The sequence below is a fragment of the Candidatus Woesearchaeota archaeon genome, assembly GCA_030651135.1.
Lineage (GTDB): Archaea > Nanobdellota > Nanobdellia > Woesearchaeales > JACPBO01 > JACPBO01.
Genome location: JAUSCS010000006.1, coordinates 585121 through 603928, shown reverse-complemented (window position 1 = coordinate 603928; position 18808 = coordinate 585121). Strand labels below are relative to the sequence as shown.

The 18808-nt window shown below is 37.9% G+C and carries 30 protein-coding genes, 3 tRNA genes and 1 other RNA gene; 11 read left to right on the top strand and 23 right to left on the bottom strand.

Features of this window, described 5'->3' with window-relative positions; translation table 11 throughout:
• Window positions 1–4 precede the first annotated feature (4 nt).
• The 10 genes from Q7J54_03625 to Q7J54_03580 all read right to left on the bottom strand — a co-directional run bounded on the left by Q7J54_03625 (window position 5) and on the right by Q7J54_03580 (window position 6118).
• Window positions 5–271, bottom strand: coding sequence for a type II toxin-antitoxin system RelE/ParE family toxin (locus Q7J54_03625; protein MDO8740632.1), 267 nt, complete (start codon window positions 269–271; stop codon window positions 5–7).
• A 13-nt stretch (window positions 272–284) separates the two neighbouring features.
• Entirely contained in the window at window positions 285–581 is a 297-nt protein-coding gene (locus tag Q7J54_03620; protein ID MDO8740631.1) for a hypothetical protein, read from the bottom strand.
• Window positions 581–736: a hypothetical protein gene (locus Q7J54_03615; GenBank protein MDO8740630.1), complete on the bottom strand. Its 156-nt coding sequence runs from the start codon at window positions 734–736 to the stop codon at window positions 581–583. The genes Q7J54_03620 and Q7J54_03615 overlap by 1 nt, the downstream gene beginning before the upstream one ends.
• Window positions 737–810: 74 nt before the next feature.
• Window positions 811–1998: a VWA domain-containing protein gene (locus Q7J54_03610; protein ID MDO8740629.1), complete on the bottom strand. Its 1188-nt coding sequence runs from the start codon at window positions 1996–1998 to the stop codon at window positions 811–813.
• Entirely contained in the window at window positions 1985–3013 is a 1029-nt protein-coding gene (locus tag Q7J54_03605; GenBank protein ID MDO8740628.1) for an ATP-binding protein, read from the bottom strand. The genes Q7J54_03610 and Q7J54_03605 overlap by 14 nt, the downstream gene beginning before the upstream one ends.
• 51 nt (window positions 3014–3064) lie before the next feature.
• Complete coding sequence (gene yidD / locus Q7J54_03600) at window positions 3065–3319, bottom strand: membrane protein insertion efficiency factor YidD (GenBank protein MDO8740627.1); 255 nt, start codon at window positions 3317–3319, stop codon at window positions 3065–3067.
• Window positions 3320–3565: 246 nt separating this feature from the next.
• On the bottom strand, window positions 3566–4156 hold the full coding sequence (locus Q7J54_03595; protein ID MDO8740626.1) for an SEC59/DGK1/VTE5 family protein: 591 nt from the start codon (window positions 4154–4156) through the stop codon (window positions 3566–3568).
• Between the two features lie 57 nt (window positions 4157–4213).
• Window positions 4214–4447 (bottom strand): hypothetical protein, encoded by a 234-nt coding sequence (locus Q7J54_03590; protein MDO8740625.1) that lies wholly within the window; start codon window positions 4445–4447, stop codon window positions 4214–4216.
• A 5-nt stretch (window positions 4448–4452) separates the two neighbouring features.
• Entirely contained in the window at window positions 4453–4920 is a 468-nt protein-coding gene (locus Q7J54_03585; protein MDO8740624.1) for a small multi-drug export protein, read from the bottom strand.
• Between the two features lies 1 nt (window position 4921).
• Window positions 4922–6118, bottom strand: a complete 1197-nt coding sequence (locus tag Q7J54_03580) for a nucleotidyltransferase domain-containing protein (protein MDO8740623.1) — start codon at window positions 6116–6118, stop codon at window positions 4922–4924.
• Between the two features lie 112 nt (window positions 6119–6230).
• Here Q7J54_03580 and Q7J54_03575 point away from each other — a divergent pair.
• The 5 genes from Q7J54_03575 to Q7J54_03555 all read left to right on the top strand — a co-directional run bounded on the left by Q7J54_03575 (window position 6231) and on the right by Q7J54_03555 (window position 7415).
• A tRNA-Pro gene (locus tag Q7J54_03575) sits at window positions 6231–6361 on the top strand.
• 8 nt (window positions 6362–6369) lie between these two features.
• A complete protein-coding gene (locus Q7J54_03570; protein MDO8740622.1) occupies window positions 6370–6696 on the top strand; it encodes a hypothetical protein in 327 nt (108 codons plus the stop codon).
• Window positions 6690–6827: a DNA-directed RNA polymerase subunit P gene (locus Q7J54_03565; protein ID MDO8740621.1), complete on the top strand. Its 138-nt coding sequence runs from the start codon at window positions 6690–6692 to the stop codon at window positions 6825–6827. Before Q7J54_03570 ends, Q7J54_03565 begins: the two co-directional genes overlap by 7 nt.
• A 1-nt stretch (window position 6828) precedes the next feature.
• Window positions 6829–7155, top strand: coding sequence for a prefoldin subunit beta (locus tag Q7J54_03560; protein MDO8740620.1), 327 nt, complete (start codon window positions 6829–6831; stop codon window positions 7153–7155).
• 2 nt (window positions 7156–7157) lie between these two features.
• Window positions 7158–7415 (top strand): UPF0147 family protein, encoded by a 258-nt coding sequence (locus Q7J54_03555; protein ID MDO8740619.1) that lies wholly within the window; start codon window positions 7158–7160, stop codon window positions 7413–7415.
• Here Q7J54_03555 and Q7J54_03550 read toward each other — a convergent pair.
• On the bottom strand, window positions 7402–7962 hold the full coding sequence (locus Q7J54_03550; protein ID MDO8740618.1) for a mechanosensitive ion channel: 561 nt from the start codon (window positions 7960–7962) through the stop codon (window positions 7402–7404). The genes Q7J54_03555 and Q7J54_03550 overlap by 14 nt on opposite strands.
• A gap of 83 nt (window positions 7963–8045) precedes the next feature.
• Here Q7J54_03550 and Q7J54_03545 point away from each other — a divergent pair, with 83 nt between their 5' ends.
• A complete protein-coding gene (locus tag Q7J54_03545) occupies window positions 8046–9158 on the top strand; it encodes a GTP-binding protein (protein MDO8740617.1) in 1113 nt (370 codons plus the stop codon).
• Here the strand turns inward: Q7J54_03545 and Q7J54_03540 are convergent, their stop codons facing one another.
• Together Q7J54_03540 and Q7J54_03535 are read right to left on the bottom strand one after the other, a co-directional pair.
• Complete coding sequence (locus tag Q7J54_03540; protein ID MDO8740616.1) at window positions 9159–9401, bottom strand: hypothetical protein; 243 nt, start codon at window positions 9399–9401, stop codon at window positions 9159–9161. It abuts the gene before it with no gap.
• A gap of 30 nt (window positions 9402–9431) precedes the next feature.
• Window positions 9432–9941: a hypothetical protein gene (locus Q7J54_03535; GenBank protein MDO8740615.1), complete on the bottom strand. Its 510-nt coding sequence runs from the start codon at window positions 9939–9941 to the stop codon at window positions 9432–9434.
• A 105-nt stretch (window positions 9942–10046) separates the two neighbouring features.
• Between Q7J54_03535 and Q7J54_03530 the strand changes: the two genes are divergently transcribed.
• Complete coding sequence (locus tag Q7J54_03530; GenBank protein MDO8740614.1) at window positions 10047–10985, top strand: alpha/beta fold hydrolase; 939 nt, start codon at window positions 10047–10049, stop codon at window positions 10983–10985.
• Here Q7J54_03530 and Q7J54_03525 read toward each other — a convergent pair whose 3' ends face one another.
• The 4 genes from Q7J54_03525 to Q7J54_03510 are packed head-to-tail and all read right to left on the bottom strand — an operon-like array spanning window position 10986 to window position 13807.
• The gene (locus Q7J54_03525; protein MDO8740613.1) at window positions 10986–11255 is read right to left on the bottom strand and encodes a hypothetical protein; all 270 of its coding nucleotides are present in this window, start codon (window positions 11253–11255) and stop codon (window positions 10986–10988) included.
• Window positions 11256–11627 carry a hypothetical protein gene (locus tag Q7J54_03520; GenBank protein ID MDO8740612.1) on the bottom strand — a complete coding sequence of 124 codons (372 nt, stop codon included), beginning with the start codon at window positions 11625–11627 and terminating at the stop codon, window positions 11256–11258.
• A gap of 39 nt (window positions 11628–11666) precedes the next feature.
• Window positions 11667–13115 carry a proline--tRNA ligase gene (gene proS / locus Q7J54_03515; GenBank protein ID MDO8740611.1) on the bottom strand — a complete coding sequence of 483 codons (1449 nt, stop codon included), beginning with the start codon at window positions 13113–13115 and terminating at the stop codon, window positions 11667–11669.
• Between the two features lie 26 nt (window positions 13116–13141).
• A complete protein-coding gene (locus Q7J54_03510; protein ID MDO8740610.1) occupies window positions 13142–13807 on the bottom strand; it encodes a hypothetical protein in 666 nt (221 codons plus the stop codon).
• Window positions 13808–13924: 117 nt separating this feature from the next.
• Here Q7J54_03510 and Q7J54_03505 point away from each other — a divergent pair, with 117 nt between their 5' ends.
• From Q7J54_03505 to Q7J54_03495, 3 genes are all read left to right on the top strand, one after another.
• Complete coding sequence (locus Q7J54_03505) at window positions 13925–14149, top strand: CDGSH iron-sulfur domain-containing protein (protein ID MDO8740609.1); 225 nt, start codon at window positions 13925–13927, stop codon at window positions 14147–14149.
• A 241-nt stretch (window positions 14150–14390) separates the two neighbouring features.
• A complete protein-coding gene (locus tag Q7J54_03500) occupies window positions 14391–14981 on the top strand; it encodes a histidine phosphatase family protein (GenBank protein MDO8740608.1) in 591 nt (196 codons plus the stop codon).
• Window positions 14982–15030: 49 nt separating this feature from the next.
• Window positions 15031–15606, top strand: coding sequence for a TMEM165/GDT1 family protein (locus tag Q7J54_03495; protein ID MDO8740607.1), 576 nt, complete (start codon window positions 15031–15033; stop codon window positions 15604–15606).
• 3 nt (window positions 15607–15609) lie between these two features.
• Here Q7J54_03495 and Q7J54_03490 read toward each other — a convergent pair.
• From Q7J54_03490 to Q7J54_03470, 5 genes are all read right to left on the bottom strand, one after another.
• A tRNA-Pro gene (locus Q7J54_03490) sits at window positions 15610–15682 on the bottom strand.
• Window positions 15683–16031: 349 nt separating this feature from the next.
• Window positions 16032–16120 (bottom strand) — tRNA-Arg (locus Q7J54_03485).
• Entirely contained in the window at window positions 16111–16887 is a 777-nt protein-coding gene (locus Q7J54_03480) for an LAGLIDADG family homing endonuclease (protein ID MDO8740606.1), read from the bottom strand. Before Q7J54_03480 ends, Q7J54_03485 begins: the two co-directional genes overlap by 10 nt.
• A 227-nt stretch (window positions 16888–17114) precedes the next feature.
• The gene (albA, locus tag Q7J54_03475; protein MDO8740605.1) at window positions 17115–17399 is read right to left on the bottom strand and encodes a DNA-binding protein Alba; all 285 of its coding nucleotides are present in this window, start codon (window positions 17397–17399) and stop codon (window positions 17115–17117) included.
• Window positions 17362–17640 carry a 30S ribosomal protein S17e gene (locus Q7J54_03470; protein MDO8740604.1) on the bottom strand — a complete coding sequence of 93 codons (279 nt, stop codon included), beginning with the start codon at window positions 17638–17640 and terminating at the stop codon, window positions 17362–17364. Before Q7J54_03470 ends, albA begins: the two co-directional genes overlap by 38 nt.
• Before the next feature lie 110 nt (window positions 17641–17750).
• On the opposite strand from Q7J54_03470, the gene ffs reads away from it, so the two are divergent.
• Window positions 17751–18045: signal recognition particle sRNA (ffs, locus tag Q7J54_03465), an RNA gene on the top strand.
• Window positions 18046–18047: 2 nt separating this feature from the next.
• Here the strand turns inward: ffs and Q7J54_03460 are convergent.
• Complete coding sequence (locus Q7J54_03460) at window positions 18048–18806, bottom strand: hypothetical protein (protein ID MDO8740603.1); 759 nt, start codon at window positions 18804–18806, stop codon at window positions 18048–18050.
• Window positions 18807–18808: the final 2 nt, after the last annotated feature.

The window sequence follows — 18808 nt, the reverse complement described above, 5'->3', positions numbered from 1 at the left end:
GTAATCATCTCTTGTAAGCATCGTCATGGTGGTCAAAAGCAACGAACTCGACTGTTTTTGCTGATTCATTGATTTCAAACTTAAGAACAAAGCTTTTCATAATATGCACTCTTCTTTTTCCTGCCAGACCATATCTTAATGGCTTGTAATGCTGCGGGTTCTGGACAATTTCGTTCATCTTATTTTCCAAGGCTTCCCTCAGAACAGGGTCCTTTTTGCAGTGCTTCCCTATACTTTCCTGGCAAGAAGGCTTTATCTCTATATTATACATCTCTCACCCCTTTCTATTTGATGTTCTTAAATATATGAGAAACGGACTTAACCTTTATGGATTTTTCCTGCCTTATTCTTTCTAATTTTCTCATATGCTCCTCTTTCAAAGGCAGCTCATCAACCGGATGCCAGTCTATTTTCTCGCAGAATTCCCATTCCTCATCAGTTACCTTTCCAGTTTTCATGTAATTTTCAAGTATTAATTTTTTCATGGCTTCTTCTCTTGCTATTTCACTCCAGTTCACCCACTGAAGAGCTTTCAATTGGCTCTTAAATTCATCTGACACGGATAAAGTTAGAGATGCCATTATATTCTCCCTGAATTTTTTAATTCTTCAAATTTTTTAAATTCTTTGATCCTGACTTCAAACCTTTGCTTAAGATATTCCGCCCAGTTTATTTCAGGATGCTGATCTATCTTTTTCTTTAAGGCTTCAGGTATTGAGACAGTAAAAGTTGTCATTTTGTTTATTCAATATATTTGATGTTTATACGATAATTAGTGCATGTATTTAAATCTTTCTATTTTGATTGTGATTAAACCACGCTGTAATATTCCTCAAGAACGATTTTGTCGAGCTTTTCGAGATCTTTCACAATATACACCCTTCCTTCTCCGATCTCTGCAATCTTGCCTGCGAGCTCTTTGCCTTTATTGTCCAGGCCTATGCCTATTATGGATACAGTTATATTGCTGCTTCTTGCAAATGAAACTGCCTCTAAAACTTCTTCCTCTGGATTTTTTCCAACTGTCGGCAAAGCATCTGTCAATAATATCAAATGCTTTGTTGCATTTTTAACTGAAAACAGCTCAACAGCTTTTTTTATTGTTGCTGTGATGTTTGTTTCCATTGATGCCCTTACTTTGGTTATTTCTTTTATCAGCATCAGAAAATCAGATGTCGGGGCTACAACTGCCTTTAATTCTGTTCCGAAAGCTATTAAGCCTACTTTGTCTTTTTCATTGATTGCCTTGTAAGCGAGGGCAATGCCTGCTTTCTTTGCAGTTTCTATTTTTTTTCCTTTCATGCTGCCAGAACTGTCAAGGCCGTAAATGATATAAACGCTGCCTCTTGCTTTTCTTTCGAAAACTTTGAGATCTTTTTTATCGATAGAATCGTGGCTTCTTCTTATCGCTGTTTTTACTGTTTTTTTAATTGATAAATCGCGGTAGCGGGTGCCTCTTTTGTAAGATTCTATATCTTCTGCATCTCCGTAAATGAATCGCTTTTTATGAATTTTTTCACCCAAAATTCCTTTCGGCATCAGAGTGTCTAATTCTTCTGTGTATAAAACTAAAGATGCTAGTTCAATTCCTTTGTCGCTTATTATTCCTTCATCATCAATGAGCTTTTTTTCTTTTAATTTTTCAATGTTTTCCTTTATTTTTTCCTTTAATTCCCTTTGGAATTCCGGGATTTTTATGTTCCTTTCAATGTATCTCGGATCATAGCCTGCTATTGCCCTTATTATGCTCTCGCCGAAAAGCTGCTTTGCCAAAGAATAATTGCTGACTATTTTGTCGAACATCAAGTCAGGGGTGAAAGAATTTAATCCCTGGTTTATTGAATCGGATATTATTTTTCCGTCGTCTATTGCGTCTTTATCTGCCTGAAGAACAGAATGCATTAATTTGTCTTCTTCGCTTTGTTTTTCCAGGCCGCCGCTTAATTCCTCTGCTTTAGAAAACTCCTTAACGGAAATATCTACATTACCGGTAACCACCTTTTTCAATCTCTTCCAGATTTCGGTCGGAAAAGCTGCTGAATTGCTCTTCAATGTATTCTTTCGGGCTTTGCAGATATTTGACGCTTGGCTTTAATTCTATCCTGTGGCTCAATACAGAAACAACTGCTTCCTTTACATCGTCAAAATCTACTTTTTTCTTTTTAGCCAGGAATGCATTGCTCTGCGCTCTCTCGTAAAGGCCGATGGAAGCTCTTACAGACGGATGTTTTTCAAGCTTTTCGCTTTCTCTAAGAATTCTTACAAACCGGATGACTAGCTCCAATAATTCTTCCGGGAATTCAACCAAAGATTTTCCTTTTTCTTTTACAATTCTCGTTTCTATTTCTAAATTTTCAGGATATGACATGTAGACGAAGTCAAAGCGGTCAACAAAGACATCGCTCAGCTTTTCTGTGCTTGCATCTTCAGGATTCATTGTGCCGATGAAAATAAAATCAGCCGGAAAATCGACATCGTAGCTGCCGATGGTTGCTTTTTTTTCAGAGAGGACCTGCAATAAGGCGTTCTGCAGCTTTTCAGGGCATCTGTTAACTTCGTCAAAAAAGAGAATTCCATTGTTTGCCTTGAATATTTTTCCCGGGGTAAAGGCTTCAATGCTCAATGGCCCGAATTTCAATGCTTTGATCGGATCTATGTCACCCAATAAGTCTTCTGCTGTCAGGTCAGGAGATCCCTGTATTCTTATGAACCGGTCTTCTCCTTTTATTTTCTTGGTTTTTGTTTTATCGCCTGCTTTGCACTTTGGGCAGAGTGGAGTGTCTTTTGTGCAGCTGAAGCCGCAGTCATTAATCTCGATTACCGGCAATAATTTTGAAATGTTTTTTGCCAGTGTTGTTTTTCCAATTCCTGGCGGCCCGACAATTATGATGTGGCGGTCCATTAGCAGAGCTGACTTTATTTGCTTCTTTACAGCTTCCTGCCCAAGAATATCTGTGAATGGGTCTTTGTTCTCAATGAAAATTTTCTTTAAAGTTTCGGTTAAAGTTTGCATAGAAATAGGGTGTTGTTGAAGAGGATTTATAAAGATTGTGCAAGAAATGATTTATTTGAGAGGATCTGCGCCCCCCTTGCTTATAGGATTGCATCTTAGCAGCCTGTTGATCGATATCAAAGCACCCTTCATTGAGCCATATTTTTCTATTGCCTGTTTTGAATATTCCGAGCAGGATGGCTCAAATTTACATAACCTGTCTTTTCCTAATGTTTCTTTAATTTTTGGGGAGATATTTTTTTGATAATTTTCAATCTGCCTCAATAAAAAGGCATCTGGTTGCGCAGATTTAACAGCATCATCTATTGCGGCTGGCCTGCCAGCACGGCTGTATTCAGCCAAGACTGTTCCGCCTGCAGAATCATGCAGCAACAGATAGCCTAAAGCCAAGCTAATACAGCAGCAGCAACACTTCTCATCCACCCCGACCTCAATCATATCAGCCAAAGAAACAGCTAACTTTATAAATTTTTTCTTCGTAACTACTTTTAAATCGGTATTTGATAAGACTTTTTATCAGCCATATAGGCATATTTTTTAATAAAGAAACCATCACAAATATTTTCTCACAAGCAGAATTATCGTCCCTGCAACCAATGGAACAACAATGTTGTCATCAACCGGCCTTTTATTGAATTCCAGCTCAATCACTTCTGCGATCATTGCACCTACAGATGCCAATAAAGCTTCCAAAGGCCTTACAAAGACTAATGCCGCTACAAATCCGACCAGAACTCCTACAAGCGTTCCCTCAAGCTTTTTGCCGTTGTTGCTGAAGGGATTTTGTATAGCGCCAAACTCTGCGCCAATGATGTGACTCACAGAGTCGCCCACAGCCAAGATCATTATTGAAGCCAGCGCGATGTTTTCATTGAATAGCTTAAGGGTGAGTAATGCTCCGATCATGAAGAAAAGCATGCCGCTGCCAGGGAATGTTTTTGCATTTTCTTCCCTTTCAAACTTGTCCAAGAACCATCCTACTAATGGCAGCCTTGCGTATTTGCTTATCAAGGAGATCAAAAACCCAACAATGATGAGCAGGAACATTGCCATGTCTGTCAATATGCCCATGTAAATAAGATATACAACAGCAAGGCCAAATGCGAGGTGGAAGATCTGCCTTCTTAGTTCGAAGTTGTTCATATAGCTCGAGAATGAAGTTTGATTTAAAAAAGTAACTGAAAGAAACCGTAAAAAATGCTATTCTTCATTAAAACACTTCTTGCATTCCCAATATTCTGCTTTCTTTGATTTTCCAGTCCATTTAACAATATCAATCTTTTTGCCTAGAAGTTTTGTTGTTCCAACTTTAACCAGTTTGCCTTTTCCAATTTGGACTCTCATTTTACCAAAATAGTATCCGCCCTTGTAAGTTTTATCTTTGTTTAGAATTATATTGAGCTTTTTTCCGCAAACAATGCATCTTTTTTTCATTTTTATTATTTAACCAAAAACTTAAATGCAGTAAACCCGCCTGAGACGATCAAGGTAACTATAATCCCTGCAATTGCAACTCCCAGAGAGATCGCTAGAAATGACTTCCACTTGTCAAGCTTGAAGAACCATGCAGCCAAAGCTCCTGTATATGCTCCTGTTGCTGGAAATGGTATTGCAACAAAGATCATTAATCCGACATAACCCCACTTCTCAATGCTTTTATGCGCTTTTCTTCTTGTCCTTTCCAGAAAGCCATCAAATGTTTTTTTGTAGAGCCTGGATTTCATGAAATGACCATGTATATACTCTAAAAAGAAATAAACAACAGGAACAACAAGTATATTGGCGATGACGCAGGCAAAATAAACCAGGAAGATGTTAAGCCCGGCATATAAGCCAATAGGAATTCCGCCTCTTAACTCTGATATCGGCAGGAAGCTCCAGATCATTGCTTTGATTAATGCGTCCATTTTATTTGAGGTTTATTTTTTTAATCTTTTCTGTTACATAATCGGCTTTTATTGAATTTTTTATTAACTCATCTATATTAATAAATTCCCTGCTGACTTCTGCATAAATCCTGTTGTTTTTTATAAAGGTTTTCTTATATTTATTTTTAAAATTTTCAACATGCTTTGCTGCCTTTAATGGAGGGCCTTCATGGATCTTTGTTTTGCTTAAAATCTTGTTTTTCACTAAAAACCACATGATGGTTTTTTTATCGTTGAATTCCCAACCCGAATCTTCCAATTGAAAATCATTGAGCGCAATTTCTGTTTTAATGAAATCAAAAACCTTCAATAATTTGCTTCCAACAACATCTTCTTTTCCATCTAATGGCGTAGCTTCAATAATCGCTGCTCCTTCCTTAATCTCCATTTTCTTTTTGACAAAGAAATCCCTTGAAGGTGATTTTAAAAACAAAACAGCAGCTTCCCTGAATTTTTCTATCTTTTCTTTTCTTAATGCGGCGGCTGCATTCCTGCCTTTCTGCAGAGGATCGATTATGATCAAAGGCGAAAGCTTTGACTTGTTTATGTCGAGCCTTTTATTTTTATAATAATGCATTACATCGATTATTTCACCATCTCCCCATTTGAGGGAATTTTTTAATAAATTCAAAAATCCCTTATAATATATCACAAGAATGTCAATTATGTGGCCGCTGAAGCCTCCGATGTAGCTCTCTGCGCCATAAACTCCCTGAGCTTTGCAGAACAATTTAGCCAATAAAATATCATTCTGGAAGTTTCCTATATTCTTTTTGACCCATTTGACATGCAAGGGGGAGAAGTCAGTAACATTCTTTGCATCGCCTGGCTTTTTTATGTTCAAAACAGGGATAATTTCATAGTTTATGCTGTTTTCAATGACTTCAAAATAATCGCGGCTGCCATGGACTCTTCTGGCATTGTTAAAAATTTTTAAAATTCTTTCTAATATATCAGAAAGGGCTTCATTTTTATAGCTTAAAGCAAACTTTACAAAAATATCAACATCAAAATCTCTCAGAAAAGTTCCTTTTGCAGCGCTTCCTCCGAGCTGGGCAATTGCCTTTATCCTGTTTTTTTTAATGCTTTTTTTTATTTTATCGATAAAGGAGATTATTTTACTAAAAACTTCCTTCTCATTTTCAACCTTGTTTTCTTTTACTACATCTTCGAACATAATGATGGATAGAAGGCAGTTAGTATAAAAAATTGTTGGTTTTGTAAAGTTATTTTGTAAAATCCCATGCGAAAGCTTTATAAACAAACTGCGTTTTCACAACTTATCAATTGGGGCTGTGGGGTAGCTTGGTTATCCTTTCTGGCTTGGGTTGCAAATGGCTGCAAAGGGCACCAGAAGACCCCGGTTCGAAAAGGCTCCATTTAGCTTATTAAATGGGCTCCGACAGTCCGGGCAGCCCCATTTACAAAATGGCAGAAAAAAAATTAATGACGGTAAAGCGCTTTGGCGCGAGATATGGAAGAAGGATAAGGTACAAGGTTGCTAAAATAGAGGAAGAGCTGAAGAAAAAGCACAAATGCCCTTATTGCAGCAGCTTAAGAGCAAAGAGAATTGCAACGGGAATATGGGGATGCAGTAAATGCGGCGCAAAATTTACAGGAAAGTCTTATTCTATTGCAAAGAGAGTAGTATTTGAAGAGCTTATGCCTGAAGAAGCGAAAGAAGGCCAGAAAGAAGAAACGGAGGAAGCTGAGGATAGAAGCTCGAAGAAAAAGAAAGAGGAAAAAAGATGGTAGAATACAAATGCTTTAGCTGCGATAAAAAAATAGGCGATGAGATGATGAGAAAGAGAGTCAGATGCCCTTATTGCGGATCAAAGATACTTTTCAAGCCGCGCTCAGTTGTAACAAAGATAAAGGCAAGATAAAATGGAGAAAAAAACTCAGGAGAAAATACAGACATTGCAGCTTTTAGAGCAGAATCTGCAGAATTTCTTAATGCAAAAACAGCAGTTTCAGTCCCAGTTGGTTGAGATAGAATCTGCATTGAGCGAGCTTGGCAAGGCAAAAGAAGCCTATAAGATCGTCGGCAACATTATGGTAAGCTCTGACAAAGATGCGCTTGAGAAGGAACTAAAGGAAAAGCAGGAAACATTCGAAATAAGAATAAGATCAATAGAAAAGCAGGAAAACAGCATAAAAGACAGGGCAAAAAAACTGCAGGAAGAAGTTCTCGGCGAGATGAAAGAAAAGTGAAAATGGTGCAAGAGTTCGATTTCGGCAAGATAACTGGCATGCTGGAAGAATTGAAAGATGATGCTGCTGTTCCAAAGAACGTAAAAATAAAAATAGATTCGATTATAGAAGTTCTTAATGGCGATTCCGATACATCTATAAAATTAAACAAGGCACTGCATGCGCTTGATGAGATAGCGAATGATGCAAATCTTCAGTCTTATGCTAGAACCCAGATATGGAACATTGTCTCTGTGCTGGAAAAAGTCAGCGCTTCTTGATTGTAAGCTCGCTTTTTATCATCTCTGAATGCGGGATGAATATGTGGTCTTTGTTTTTTGTCTCTACCTTTGTCTCAACCAATCCGACTTCGATAACTTTGCCTTCTATGTTCTTGAGCTTTATCCTGTCGCCGACATTTATTATGCCTTTCCTGAAGATGAAAAACCCTGCGAAAAAATTAGGCATGAAATCCTTTATAGCTAGCAGAAGGGCAACTATCACAAATACGATTACGCTGATTGAAACAATGTAAAGCACCTGTGTTGTCAAGCCGAACTGGTTAAGTGCCATAATGACTGCTATAAAATAAATAAAATACGTTATAATGCTGCCAATGATCCCTTCAATTGTCACTTTGATGCCAGCGGCTTTTTTGAATGCGACATCGACTTCAAACTGGTGCAGAATCTTCTGTATCAGCCTGCCAGCCAATTTGCCGATTATGAATCCGATCAAAAGGATAATCACTGCTAATGTAAGCTTAGCCCAAAGGCCAGATACAAACTTCTGCCAGTAATCAACTGATACCATTGCTGCATTAAGCATAGATCATAGGTTTTTGTTTTTGATTTAAATAGTTTTCCTCAATTTCCATAAATAATTTAAATCAGAGCCAATAACAGGCAGATATGCCTGAAAAAGAGTCTGCCAAAAATGTTCTCCATGACAAGATAAAAGAGCTGGAAGATAGAATAAAGAATACAAAATACAACAAGAAGACGCAGCATGCCATCGGCCTGTACAAAGCGCAGCTTGCAAAGCTGAAGGAAAAGCGGGAATCCAGGGCAGGCATAGGGAAAGGAAAAGAGGGGTTTGCTGTAAGGAAAACCGGAGATGCGACAGTTGTTCTGGTCGGTTACCCTTCTGTTGGAAAATCCACTTTGCTGAATGCCATAACAAATGCAAATTCGCCTGTCGGCTCTTATGACTTTACAACGCTTACAGTCATCCCAGGATTGCTTGAATACAATCATGCAAAGATACAGGTCCTTGATGTTCCTGGAGTTGTCAGAGGGGCTGCTGTAGGCACGGGAAGAGGAAAAGAAGTGCTTACAATGCTGAGAAGCGCTGACCTTGTCTTGATTGTTGTTGATGCGCTAAAGCCAGAGCAGCATATAGCATTGCTGAAAGAAGTTTATGATACAGGCATCAGGATCAACCAGCAGCCTCCTGATGTTAAACTAACAAAAACTGAGAGAGGCGGAATTGAAATAGGCAGGACAGTAAAGCTGAGCAAACTGCAGGATCAAACAATAAAATCCATTGCAAATGCGCTTGGGCTGGTTAATGCAATGATTGTCATAAGGGAGAATATAGATGCAGACCAACTTATAGACGCGATAGAGAGCAATAAAAAATATGTTCCGGCAATTACAATTGTAAATAAAGTAGATATTGTTGATAAAGAAGAGCTTAATGCGATAATCAGAGACGTAAAACCAGACTTGTGCATTTCTGCTGAGAGAAAGATAAATACAGAAGAGCTGAAAGCTTTGATTTTTAAAAAACTGAATTTGATGAGGGTTTACTGCAAGGAAATCGGGAAGATGGCTGATCTGGATGTGCCGATGATCGTCAAAAAAGATTCAACAATAAGGGATATGTGCAACAGGCTGCACAGGGATTTTGCCGATAAATTTAAGTTTGCAAGAGTGTGGGGATCATCAAAATTCCCGGGCCAGAAGCTTTCACTGAACTATGCATTGAAAGATGAAGATGTTGTAGAGATACATTTAAGGTGATTATTTTGGCAAAGAAAGGCTGTATTTTTCAAAAACATGTTTATAGTATGTGCTTTCATTAAATGGCGGGTTTGGTTGGCCGCTTCTGGCTTCTAAACTTGCATTGAATTCCTTCTCAGCATCTACGAGATCGCATATTGCTCTTTTTGCCCTTGCCTCTTTTGTCAGAGGCCCTATTGACAAAGTGCAGGAATTACCAGTATACCTTTTCGAATTCGAAGGATATCCAAATATTGCTGCCATTGTATTCTCCTAAAGGTATTATTTTGGGGTTCATATTCTCATTCTTTTTGAAAGGTATTTTTCGACCCTGGCTTGAACTGCTGATGAAGCTAATTGGGCTGCTATGACGCCTATAGCTGCATCTATGTCTTTATATAATGCACCGGTGTTTTTAATTACAACATCATACTTTTTTAAATGCTCTAAGTCTGGTTTTTCAAAACGCAGGTCATCTGGATTGTAAATGTGCACTGAAATGTCAACTGGCTTACCTAAATGTTTTTGAGTGTGTTTTGAAACTTCGCTTATTTCTATTTTATCGAGCGGAACGTGGATAAAAAAGTAATCATAATGAGAAGCACATCGGTAGTTGCTTTTTCCATCATAAGATGAGCTCATGCTGATCTTTTCATCAGTAAACTTTTCCCTTGCTCTTGTGCATAAGAAAGTTTTACCGCTGTCTGCATATCCGCAAACAGCGATCAATACCGGCTTTTGCTCTTTGGTTTTAGCAAGATCTAAGATTCTTTCCAAGCCTTTTTCTATGCCGAATTCTTTCATTTAAATTAATAAAAATCCGGGGTTTATAAACCTTTCTATTTTTAACCACTTGAAAGTGATAGATTAATAGTAAAGTTTAAAAACTACCTCTTTATAACACATCGTATGGTCTTAGACATCTTGGGTATGAAGGAATATATGGGTGAGAGTGTTGAAAGAGTAGAGATCAATATGGAAGATGGAATAAAAATAGTAGGCACTTATTACGATAATCCTTCAGCAAAAAACGGAGTGATTTTATTTCCGGGGTTTACAGAGCACAGATCATCTTTAGAAGAAATTGCAAAAAAGTTGAATAAAGATTTTAAAACCTGGACTTTTGACATAAACTCCCAAGGAGAGTCTTCTGGCAATTGGGATTTAAGGCAGATGCAGAAAAGTGTATATGCTATCCAAGACATCATAAGAAAAAGGCATGGATTAGCTTATCTAGGAGCTCATGGAAACTCGATTGGGGGCATGGCTGTGGGCTTAACTGCTGCGCAGGATGAAAAGATCTTAGACTGCATTTGCATGACTTCAACTCCAGCCGGGCTTCAGGATATTGTTCCTCCACATACACGAGAATTCTTAAGCTACGTTCCTCAATCATTTATCAGATTTGGAACAATTGTCTTTGATGAGATCGAATCCAGATGCAATGTAAATTACCAAAACAAATCGCATGCCCAATTTTTAACAGAAAAAGGCCATCAGCCATATGCGCAATTTGGCGCTTTAAAGATAGAAAGCATAAAAAAGCTCATGCAATGGGTAACTAATGCTCCACGATTAGATGATGCGGCTGGGCAAATCAAACAACCGGCTCTTTTAGTATACGGCGGAGAAGACAGGCTTCTTGGAATTAAGGGAGGGAAGCTGCCCGATCAAATAAAGAAGATGTATGATGAGTTAGGCAGCGGAATAAAAGAACTTTTTATTGCTGATGGTGCAGATCATGGGTTAAACAAAGCCACTAAAATGGATGATTGCTTTAATCAAGCGCCAGAGTATCAGTTTGTTAAACAGAAAATAATTGAGCATTTTTATAAATATCTTCTATAGCTAAACCAGGCTCATAACGCTCTTCTGGGCCATGTAGACCAGAATCAGGACTGTGACTATTGTCACTGCAAAGCCATATGAGAGAGCTAAGACGTAGAAGCCTATTCCGACGTCAACAAAGCTTATGAAGTCGCCTGAGAATGCGAATAGACCGCCTTTTGCAATAAGATAGACGCCAACTGCCCACACCATCTTGTGCGGCATAGTGGCTGCAAGAAGTATGATCGCTGCTGAAATCAGGTCCAAAATCCCCAATACCCTTAATATCATTCAAACCACCACAAATATCATTACAGTTAAAAGCAATATGCCGAGCATTGTTGCCCTAAAGGCGCCGAATTTCTTCGATAATTTTTCTATTAAATCAAAATACTGCACTAAAAAAACAACTGCAATTACTATGCCTATTATCAAAAATAAAATATCGAGCGGCTGCGGAACAGATTCGGTGAAGATGAACCTTAAAATAAAGATGAAAAAAATGAAGAATGCGCCTTTTATGAGGAAATCCCTGTTTTCGCCTGCAAACATGCTGTGATCATTTGAAGGCTCAAACAAGCTGAACATTACATCATGAGGCTGAGGCAATGCTCTGTTGTCTGCGCTGAATTCCTTGCTGCCGATCTTAAAGGTTGCTGTCATATTACAAGAAAGTCGAGACTGATTTAAATTATTTTCTGTTTAATAGCTCTTCCCTAAATAAACCAAGTACTTTCCTTCCTTGCCGCAGTGGACGCACTTGCCTATGCTCTTTGGCTGGTCAAACGGAATGTTCAATGCCTTTGCGCCGCCTGTTTTGTCTTTGATCAGGTCTTCGCATTCCGGAGTGCCGCAGGACGGCGCCAATACCAATTTTTTGTTTTCAATTGCTTTTGTTAATTCATTCCAATTGCCTGTTTTTACAATATTGTCTTCTGTCAGTTTTTTTGATTTCTGGAATAATGAATCCTGAATATCATCTAATGTTTCTTTTATTTTTTTAGCCAAATCAGCTATTCTTACTGCTTCTTTTTTGCCGCTGTCCCTTCTTACTAAAACAGCTTGATCCTTTTCAATGTCTTTCGGGCCTATTTCGATCCTTATCGGAATGCCTTTCAGCTCCCATTCATTGAACTTGTAGCCCGGGGTGAATTCTTCCCTTGCATCAAGCTCAACTGAATAATCCTTAAGCTTTGATTTTAGTTCTTCTGCTTTTTTCATTATCTTTTCTTTTTCAGATTCCTTGAAGAAGATCGGAACAATGACAATCTGTATTGGAGCCAGTTTTGGCGGAAGGACCAATCCTTTATCGTCGCCATGCACTGCAAATAAAACTCCGAGCATCCTTGTTGTTATAGCCCATGTATTCTGGATTGCAAATTTTTCTTTTCCGTCCTTGTCAAGGAATTTTATATTGAATGCCTTTGCAAAGTTTTCCCCGTCATGATGCGAATCCGGGCCCTGTATTGCCCTGCCGTTAGGCATGTAGATCTCCAAAGAGAATGTGTATTCAGCGCCTGCAAATTTTTCCCTGTCTGTTTTCTTTCCAGGCAGATTGTATAACGCAAAATATTCTTCCAAGATCTCCCTGTACATGTTCAGGATGTCAATGCATTCCTTTTCAGCTTCTTTTTTATCTGCGAAAACTGTATGGCCTTCATTCCATAGAAATTCCCTTGTTCTTAAAAATGGAACAGCATGCTTGAACTCCCATCTTACAACTGAGTTCCATTGGTTTATCTTTAATGGCAGATCTCTCCACGAGCGTATCCACTTTGCATAGGAATCGTACATTATTGTTTCTGATGTCGGCCTTACTGCGAGCCTTTCCTCTAATTTTGTGTCGCCTGCATAATCAACCCATGCAACTTCGGGGGAGAATCCTTTGAGATGCTCTGCTTCTTTTTTCAACAGCCTTTCGGGAATGAGTAATGGGAAGTAAGCGTTTTTGACACCCATTGCTTTCAAGCGGTCATCAACTGCCTTGACAACCTTTTCCCATATTGCATAAGAATAGGGCCTGAAAACAATGCAGCCGCCTACTGCGCTGTAGTCTGCAAGATCAGACTTCAGAATAACCTGCTGATACCACTCTGAAAAATCCTTGTCTTTCGTTACAGTGATGCCAATCTCTTTTTTTGATTCTTCCATTTAATGTCTTTTCTGCTATATTATATTTAAACGTTTCGGCATGTTCTGTAATTTGGCCTTTCCTTGCCAGTTACCATATCGTAAAGGCCTTTAGCGCATTCACCAACTATAACTTCAATCCCTTCTGCTTCTGCTGATTTTACAGCATCTTCTTTTGTTTCCCTGTTGCCCCTTGTTCCTTTTCCGTTAGAATTAGTCAGCATTATCAGCCTCGATGCATGAGCATATTTTGCAATTTTTCCGGCCAGAACATCATTATCATAAGCCACACCATCAAAATCAGACCCGTCATTGTAATTGATTAACGGCACAATCCCATGTTTAATATAGCTTTTTATCAGATTCTCAATATTTTTTTCTTTCTTTGGATTATTCAAGTCATCGAAGGTTAGCAAAAGCTGAGATGTTGTCGCATACCCTTCAAATGCCTTGCCGTATTCTATCATGAGCTCTTTTTGGCCTACACCAGACCGCATTTGCAATCCAACCAGATCCTCTTTTTCTGGCTGTTTTTTATCACCCATAATATGCATTCCGAGCTTAATCGCTCCGGAAACAACTAATATTGAACGTGTGCCTTCTTCCATCAATTTATTTACATCGTAAGCAATGCTCTTTAAAATATACTGATCAGCTTTTCCGTTCTTTATTATTGAGCTTGCGCCGATTTTAACGACTTGGAGATTTTTCATTTTTATCTTAAAAAGATTGACTAATGGGTAGTAACACTCGTATATAAATCTTTGGTTTTTTATTGCGGATAATTTTTTTGGAGTTAACTTTATATATCTCTATCTGCTCTTAACTTTATGGCAGACGAAGATAAGCTCCCGGATAATGCAAAGAAGATTATGCTGAAGAAAGGAACGAAATGCAGCTTATGCACCTGCGGCAAGAGCAAACATCTGCCTTTCTGCGATGGCGAGCATAAGAAACTGAATGAAACGCTTGGCTGCTCTTATAAATCCCTGAAGATCCTGCCGAAAGAAGATGTTGAAGTTGATGTATATTCTTCAAATTGGCCTGAAGACTGATTTTTATTCCGATAGGCTTTTAAATAACAGAGATATTCTCCTTATCGTGCAATCAAACACCTTTACGAGCTCACTGTAGCGTTGAATAAAGGACGTTCTTGCATAAACAGCCCGTCACGAGAGTACCTTTTGGAGCTTACGGCGAACGCCAAGCAATGAATAAAGGGGTTAGTGCTACGGGCGACAATTTTCTTTATTTTTAATCAATAATTATTTAAATCAGATGCTGTGCAATGCTGTCATGAAATTGATAATAATCAGGCATGGTGAAACTGAAGACAATGTTAAAGGATTGTTGCAGGGCCATAAGCATGGGAAATTAACAAAAACAGGAATTGAGCAGGCAAGAAAATTGGCATTTAGGCTGAAAGATGAAGAAATTGATGCTATTTATTCAAGTGATTTGCAAAGAGCAAAAGATACAACTGAAGAAATAGCAAAATTTCATAAAGTTCCGATTCATTATACTTCTGAATTAAGGGAGCAGCATTTAGGTATTTTTGAAGGAAAGCCAAAAGACGAGCTTCGCAAAACCCGGGGAAAAAGGGGATTGTTAGTAACAGAATTCAAGCCAAAGGGCGGGGAAAGTCTTGCAGAATTAAAAGAGAGGGCGCAAAGATTCCTCAATATGCTGTTTAAAATGCATACAAAAGAAACAATCCTTATCTCATCGCATGCTGCTTTTATCATGATGCTGCTGGGGATTATCCTGAATAAATCCATTGAAGAGGCGTTTAAACTTGGGCAATCCAATGCGTGCGTGAATATTATCGAGATCAAGGAGAATTCAAAGCATAAAGTGCATGCGATAAACTGCATTAAACATCTTTAAATCTGCAGTAAACAAAACATTTTAATAATAGCGCTGTTCATTCTTAGAAATGCTCGAAGCCTTTATCAGCGCAGTGGTGTTTTCAGTATTGGGAGAGATAGCTGACAAGACGCAATTGATCATTCTGGGCTTATCGCTGAAATACAAGGCGCCATTCAAGGTGTTTTTAGGGGCTCTGGCAGGGCACGCTGTAATGGACGGCATAGCGATAATTATAGGATATTATTTTGGGTTTGTTTTTTCTTCAAACATGTCAATACTGGATGAAATAGTCGGGTCATTGTTTATCTTATTCGGGCTGTGGGGCCTGTTAAAAAGGTACATCATAAAAAGCAGGAAGGAAAAAGAAAATAAAGTCAGGCACAGCATGCCTTTAATCGCAACATTCCTGACAATTTTGGTTGTTGAGATAGGAGACAAGACTCAGATTGCATCTGGCTTGCTGGCTGCGAAATATCTCCAGCCGATTCCAATAATCCTGGGTGTTATTGTGGGATTGGCCATAACCATAGGCCTGAATGTTTTTGTCGGGAGAAAGCTGGCAGAAAAGCTACCGAGAAATACCATAAGAACAGCGAGCTATATCCTGTTTATTCTGTTCGGATTATTCACCTTATTATTCTGAAGATGGGGCTGCTGAGATTTGAACTCAGGCCACAAGGTCCCGAACCTCGGATTCTACCAAGCTATACTACAGCCCCAATGAACAAATCAGTAGAAATCAGTAATATTTATATATTATGCTATATTATTAATATATTATTAATATATTATGAAATGCTATAAGTGCGGTGGAAAATTAGAGCAACACGTAGAATTGATTGTGCACAATGGTAAAACCATACCTCAGAATGTCTTAAGCTGTGTTAAGTGCGGTACAGCGATTACACATATAAACGAATATGAAAAAACAAGAAAACTACTGCATCTTTCATTTATGCGAAGAATAAAGAGCCTCATTTTTGGCAACATTGTCAAATCTATTTTATGATGGCCATATCCCCGAATACATATTCTCTGAAAAAACTCAATAGAACACAAAATAATTAGCGGGCCTACAGGGATTCGAACCCCGATATTCTGGTATCGCCAAGTTTTTTTACCGAAGCCAGATAGTCTGTCCATTAGCTTATAGGCCCTTATAAAAAATATAAGGTGATATTTTTCCTTCTAAAATATTTAGTCTTTGTTGGTATGTTATATTCGTAGGGCAAAATCCAAATTTTACCCAAATTAAATACCTGGATTTTTTAATTATATTTTGTGGCTTAACCAAATTCATGAATTTTTTAACTCTCTCAATACCATTAAGTTCATAGATGTATTTTAAACTTTCTGTTTTTATTAAAGAACGATAATTATGAAAGAAAAATCTTAATCCAAATGCTTTGAGTAAATCTCTTAAATTATCTGAAAGATGATGTGCAACTGTGGTAAATATTAATCTAGGGTAACAATTAACCTTATTTTTGAATTCGCAGCAATTGCCGTATCTTTTAACACAACTGAAATGCCCATCTGTATCAAAGTAACCTCGCAAAAAATGAACCATTAAAGAAGAATTTTTAAAAATAAACTCGGGAGCTTTTATTTTTAACGATTTATTTCCGTAAGGAAATCCTAAGACATTATGTGCAAATTCTATGATCTTTGGGTCTCTTATCACAAATCCATAAGTGTTTCTGCTTCTAAAGAACCTTCCTTCGATGTTTAACTTAAATGTCTTATTAAACAGGGGAATTAAATGTTTGTCATAGTAGTCTTTTTCTTCGACGTTACCACTTATATCCCATTCCTTTCTTCTTCCATCATTTCTCAAATAACCATCACCTGCATGGATTCCGCATATTTCTGCTAACTGTAAGTCAATGTTAATATTATTTGAATTAATTTTTGTTGAATTCATTTTAAATCACCAATTCTTCTTAGTTGAAACTACGTAAATGATTTGTATTTAAATACCTCTCTACCGCACTTGTCCAATGTGTCCAGTGGAGAAAATCATAATTTGATAGTTGAGAATTACTTGAGGCGATTTAAAATAGTTGGTGAAGACAAAAATCTAATGAACTTAGACTATAGGCCCTTATCCTGATTAAAATGCAATCAGTATATAAAATTAATTGAAAAGAATTACTTCTTTGCCAGAACGATCTCTATTGTTGAAACCCTTACTTGCCTTCCTTCCTTGTTTGTGAACTCTTCGCTGTCAATCTTTATGTCACTTAGATCAACCTGACCTACCAAAAACCTTTTTGCCGCGACCTGCGCCACATCCACTGCTCTTGATATAAATTTTCCCCTTGCCTTTATAGCGACCTGCCGCGCGTCCTTGGTTGTAAACTGCATCACCACGCCGGTCACATAATTCATAAACGGCTTACTTCCTATAAATATGTTGTTGCTGTCTTCTGTCATTTTTATCGCCCCCGCCATAATTCTCTTCCTCTATCCTGACGCTTCTTCTCCTGCGCTCCCCTGCTTTCATCATTCTTGTAACATAGCCTGCTATGATGTTCTTCATTTTTTTGCCGGTTACATCTATGTATTTAGCCACTAACTGCTTATTTTCATTGAAATCTTTCTTGAAATCCTGCTTATGATCAACAACAAGCTTCTTCGAAGTTCTCTTGATTAACTGCGTTTTAATTCGTCCCATGTAACCCCCTGTTATTTCTTGAATCTAATAAAATGCCTTTGTTTATAAATATTACGCATTTTAGAGGGAAAAACAAAAAGATTTATAACTGATTTTTCATTCTTATGCTTGGGAAGACTAGGCTGGGAGGTTAGCGCTCTCCTGTTACCGTAAACACGCTTTAGACGGAGCTGAAATCAGAGGAACGGCATATATTTTGGCTATTGGTCTTGAGCTGGACAATGAGACTCTGTCCTTCGGGATTGGTGTCTTAGTGAAAGAGGTCAGATCAGGAATGAAATAAGCCAAAAGCTTACATTAGGCAGCCTTAAGCTTTGATATCGGTGCTCAAAGGGTAGCGGAGTTAAGAAAAGTTCAAGGTAACTGATGGTCAATTTTTATGTCAATTCTCTGGTGCGTCTTCCCACTTATTTTATTATTGTTAAAGGTCTGTTGGATGCTGAAATTTCTGCAGAACTTCCTTTTTTCAATGAATGCTCTTCTGTCAAAGAATCAATAACAACAACAAGATCGCGTTTTAATGCCTTTATTTTTATTTTGCTGGCAAATCCTTTTTTAAGGCTAAATTTATAAATTCTGCCGCTGTAAGGCTCTCTAATAAGATATTGCATCTTTTTAGAATTTAAGATTAGTTTTTTGCCGCCTGAGCTTTTGATCCATGCTGTGCTTCCTGCAGCTGCTGCAACCAAAATGCCTGAGCTTTTTTGAATCTCTTTTTTACCGTCAACTGAAAGCTCGTAATTTGATGTATGGTATGCTTTGGCAGAACCGATGTAAACTTCGTTTAACGCCGGAGTGCTTATTTTTTCATTGTTTATTTTAAGTTCAAGCCTGTTCAGTTTTATTTTTTTAAATTTATTCTGTAAAATACTTCTGAATTTATTTTCAAAGCCCTTAATGCTGCAGCACATGAAAAATCCTTCTTTATTTTTGGGATCTGCGTTAACGCCCATTATGGTGGAATTTACAATGAAATGCGATGCCCTTAAAAACGTTCCGTCGCCGCCTAGTGCAATAACCATATCCTTATTTTTAAAACTGTTTTCATTCAAGTTTTCTCTTGAGAAAATGCTGAATTTTATGTTGTTTTTCTTCAGAACATTGCAGATTGATTTGAAAGATTTGTCTTTAAAATGGTAAACAACTGCTGCGTTTTTTGGTTTCATGT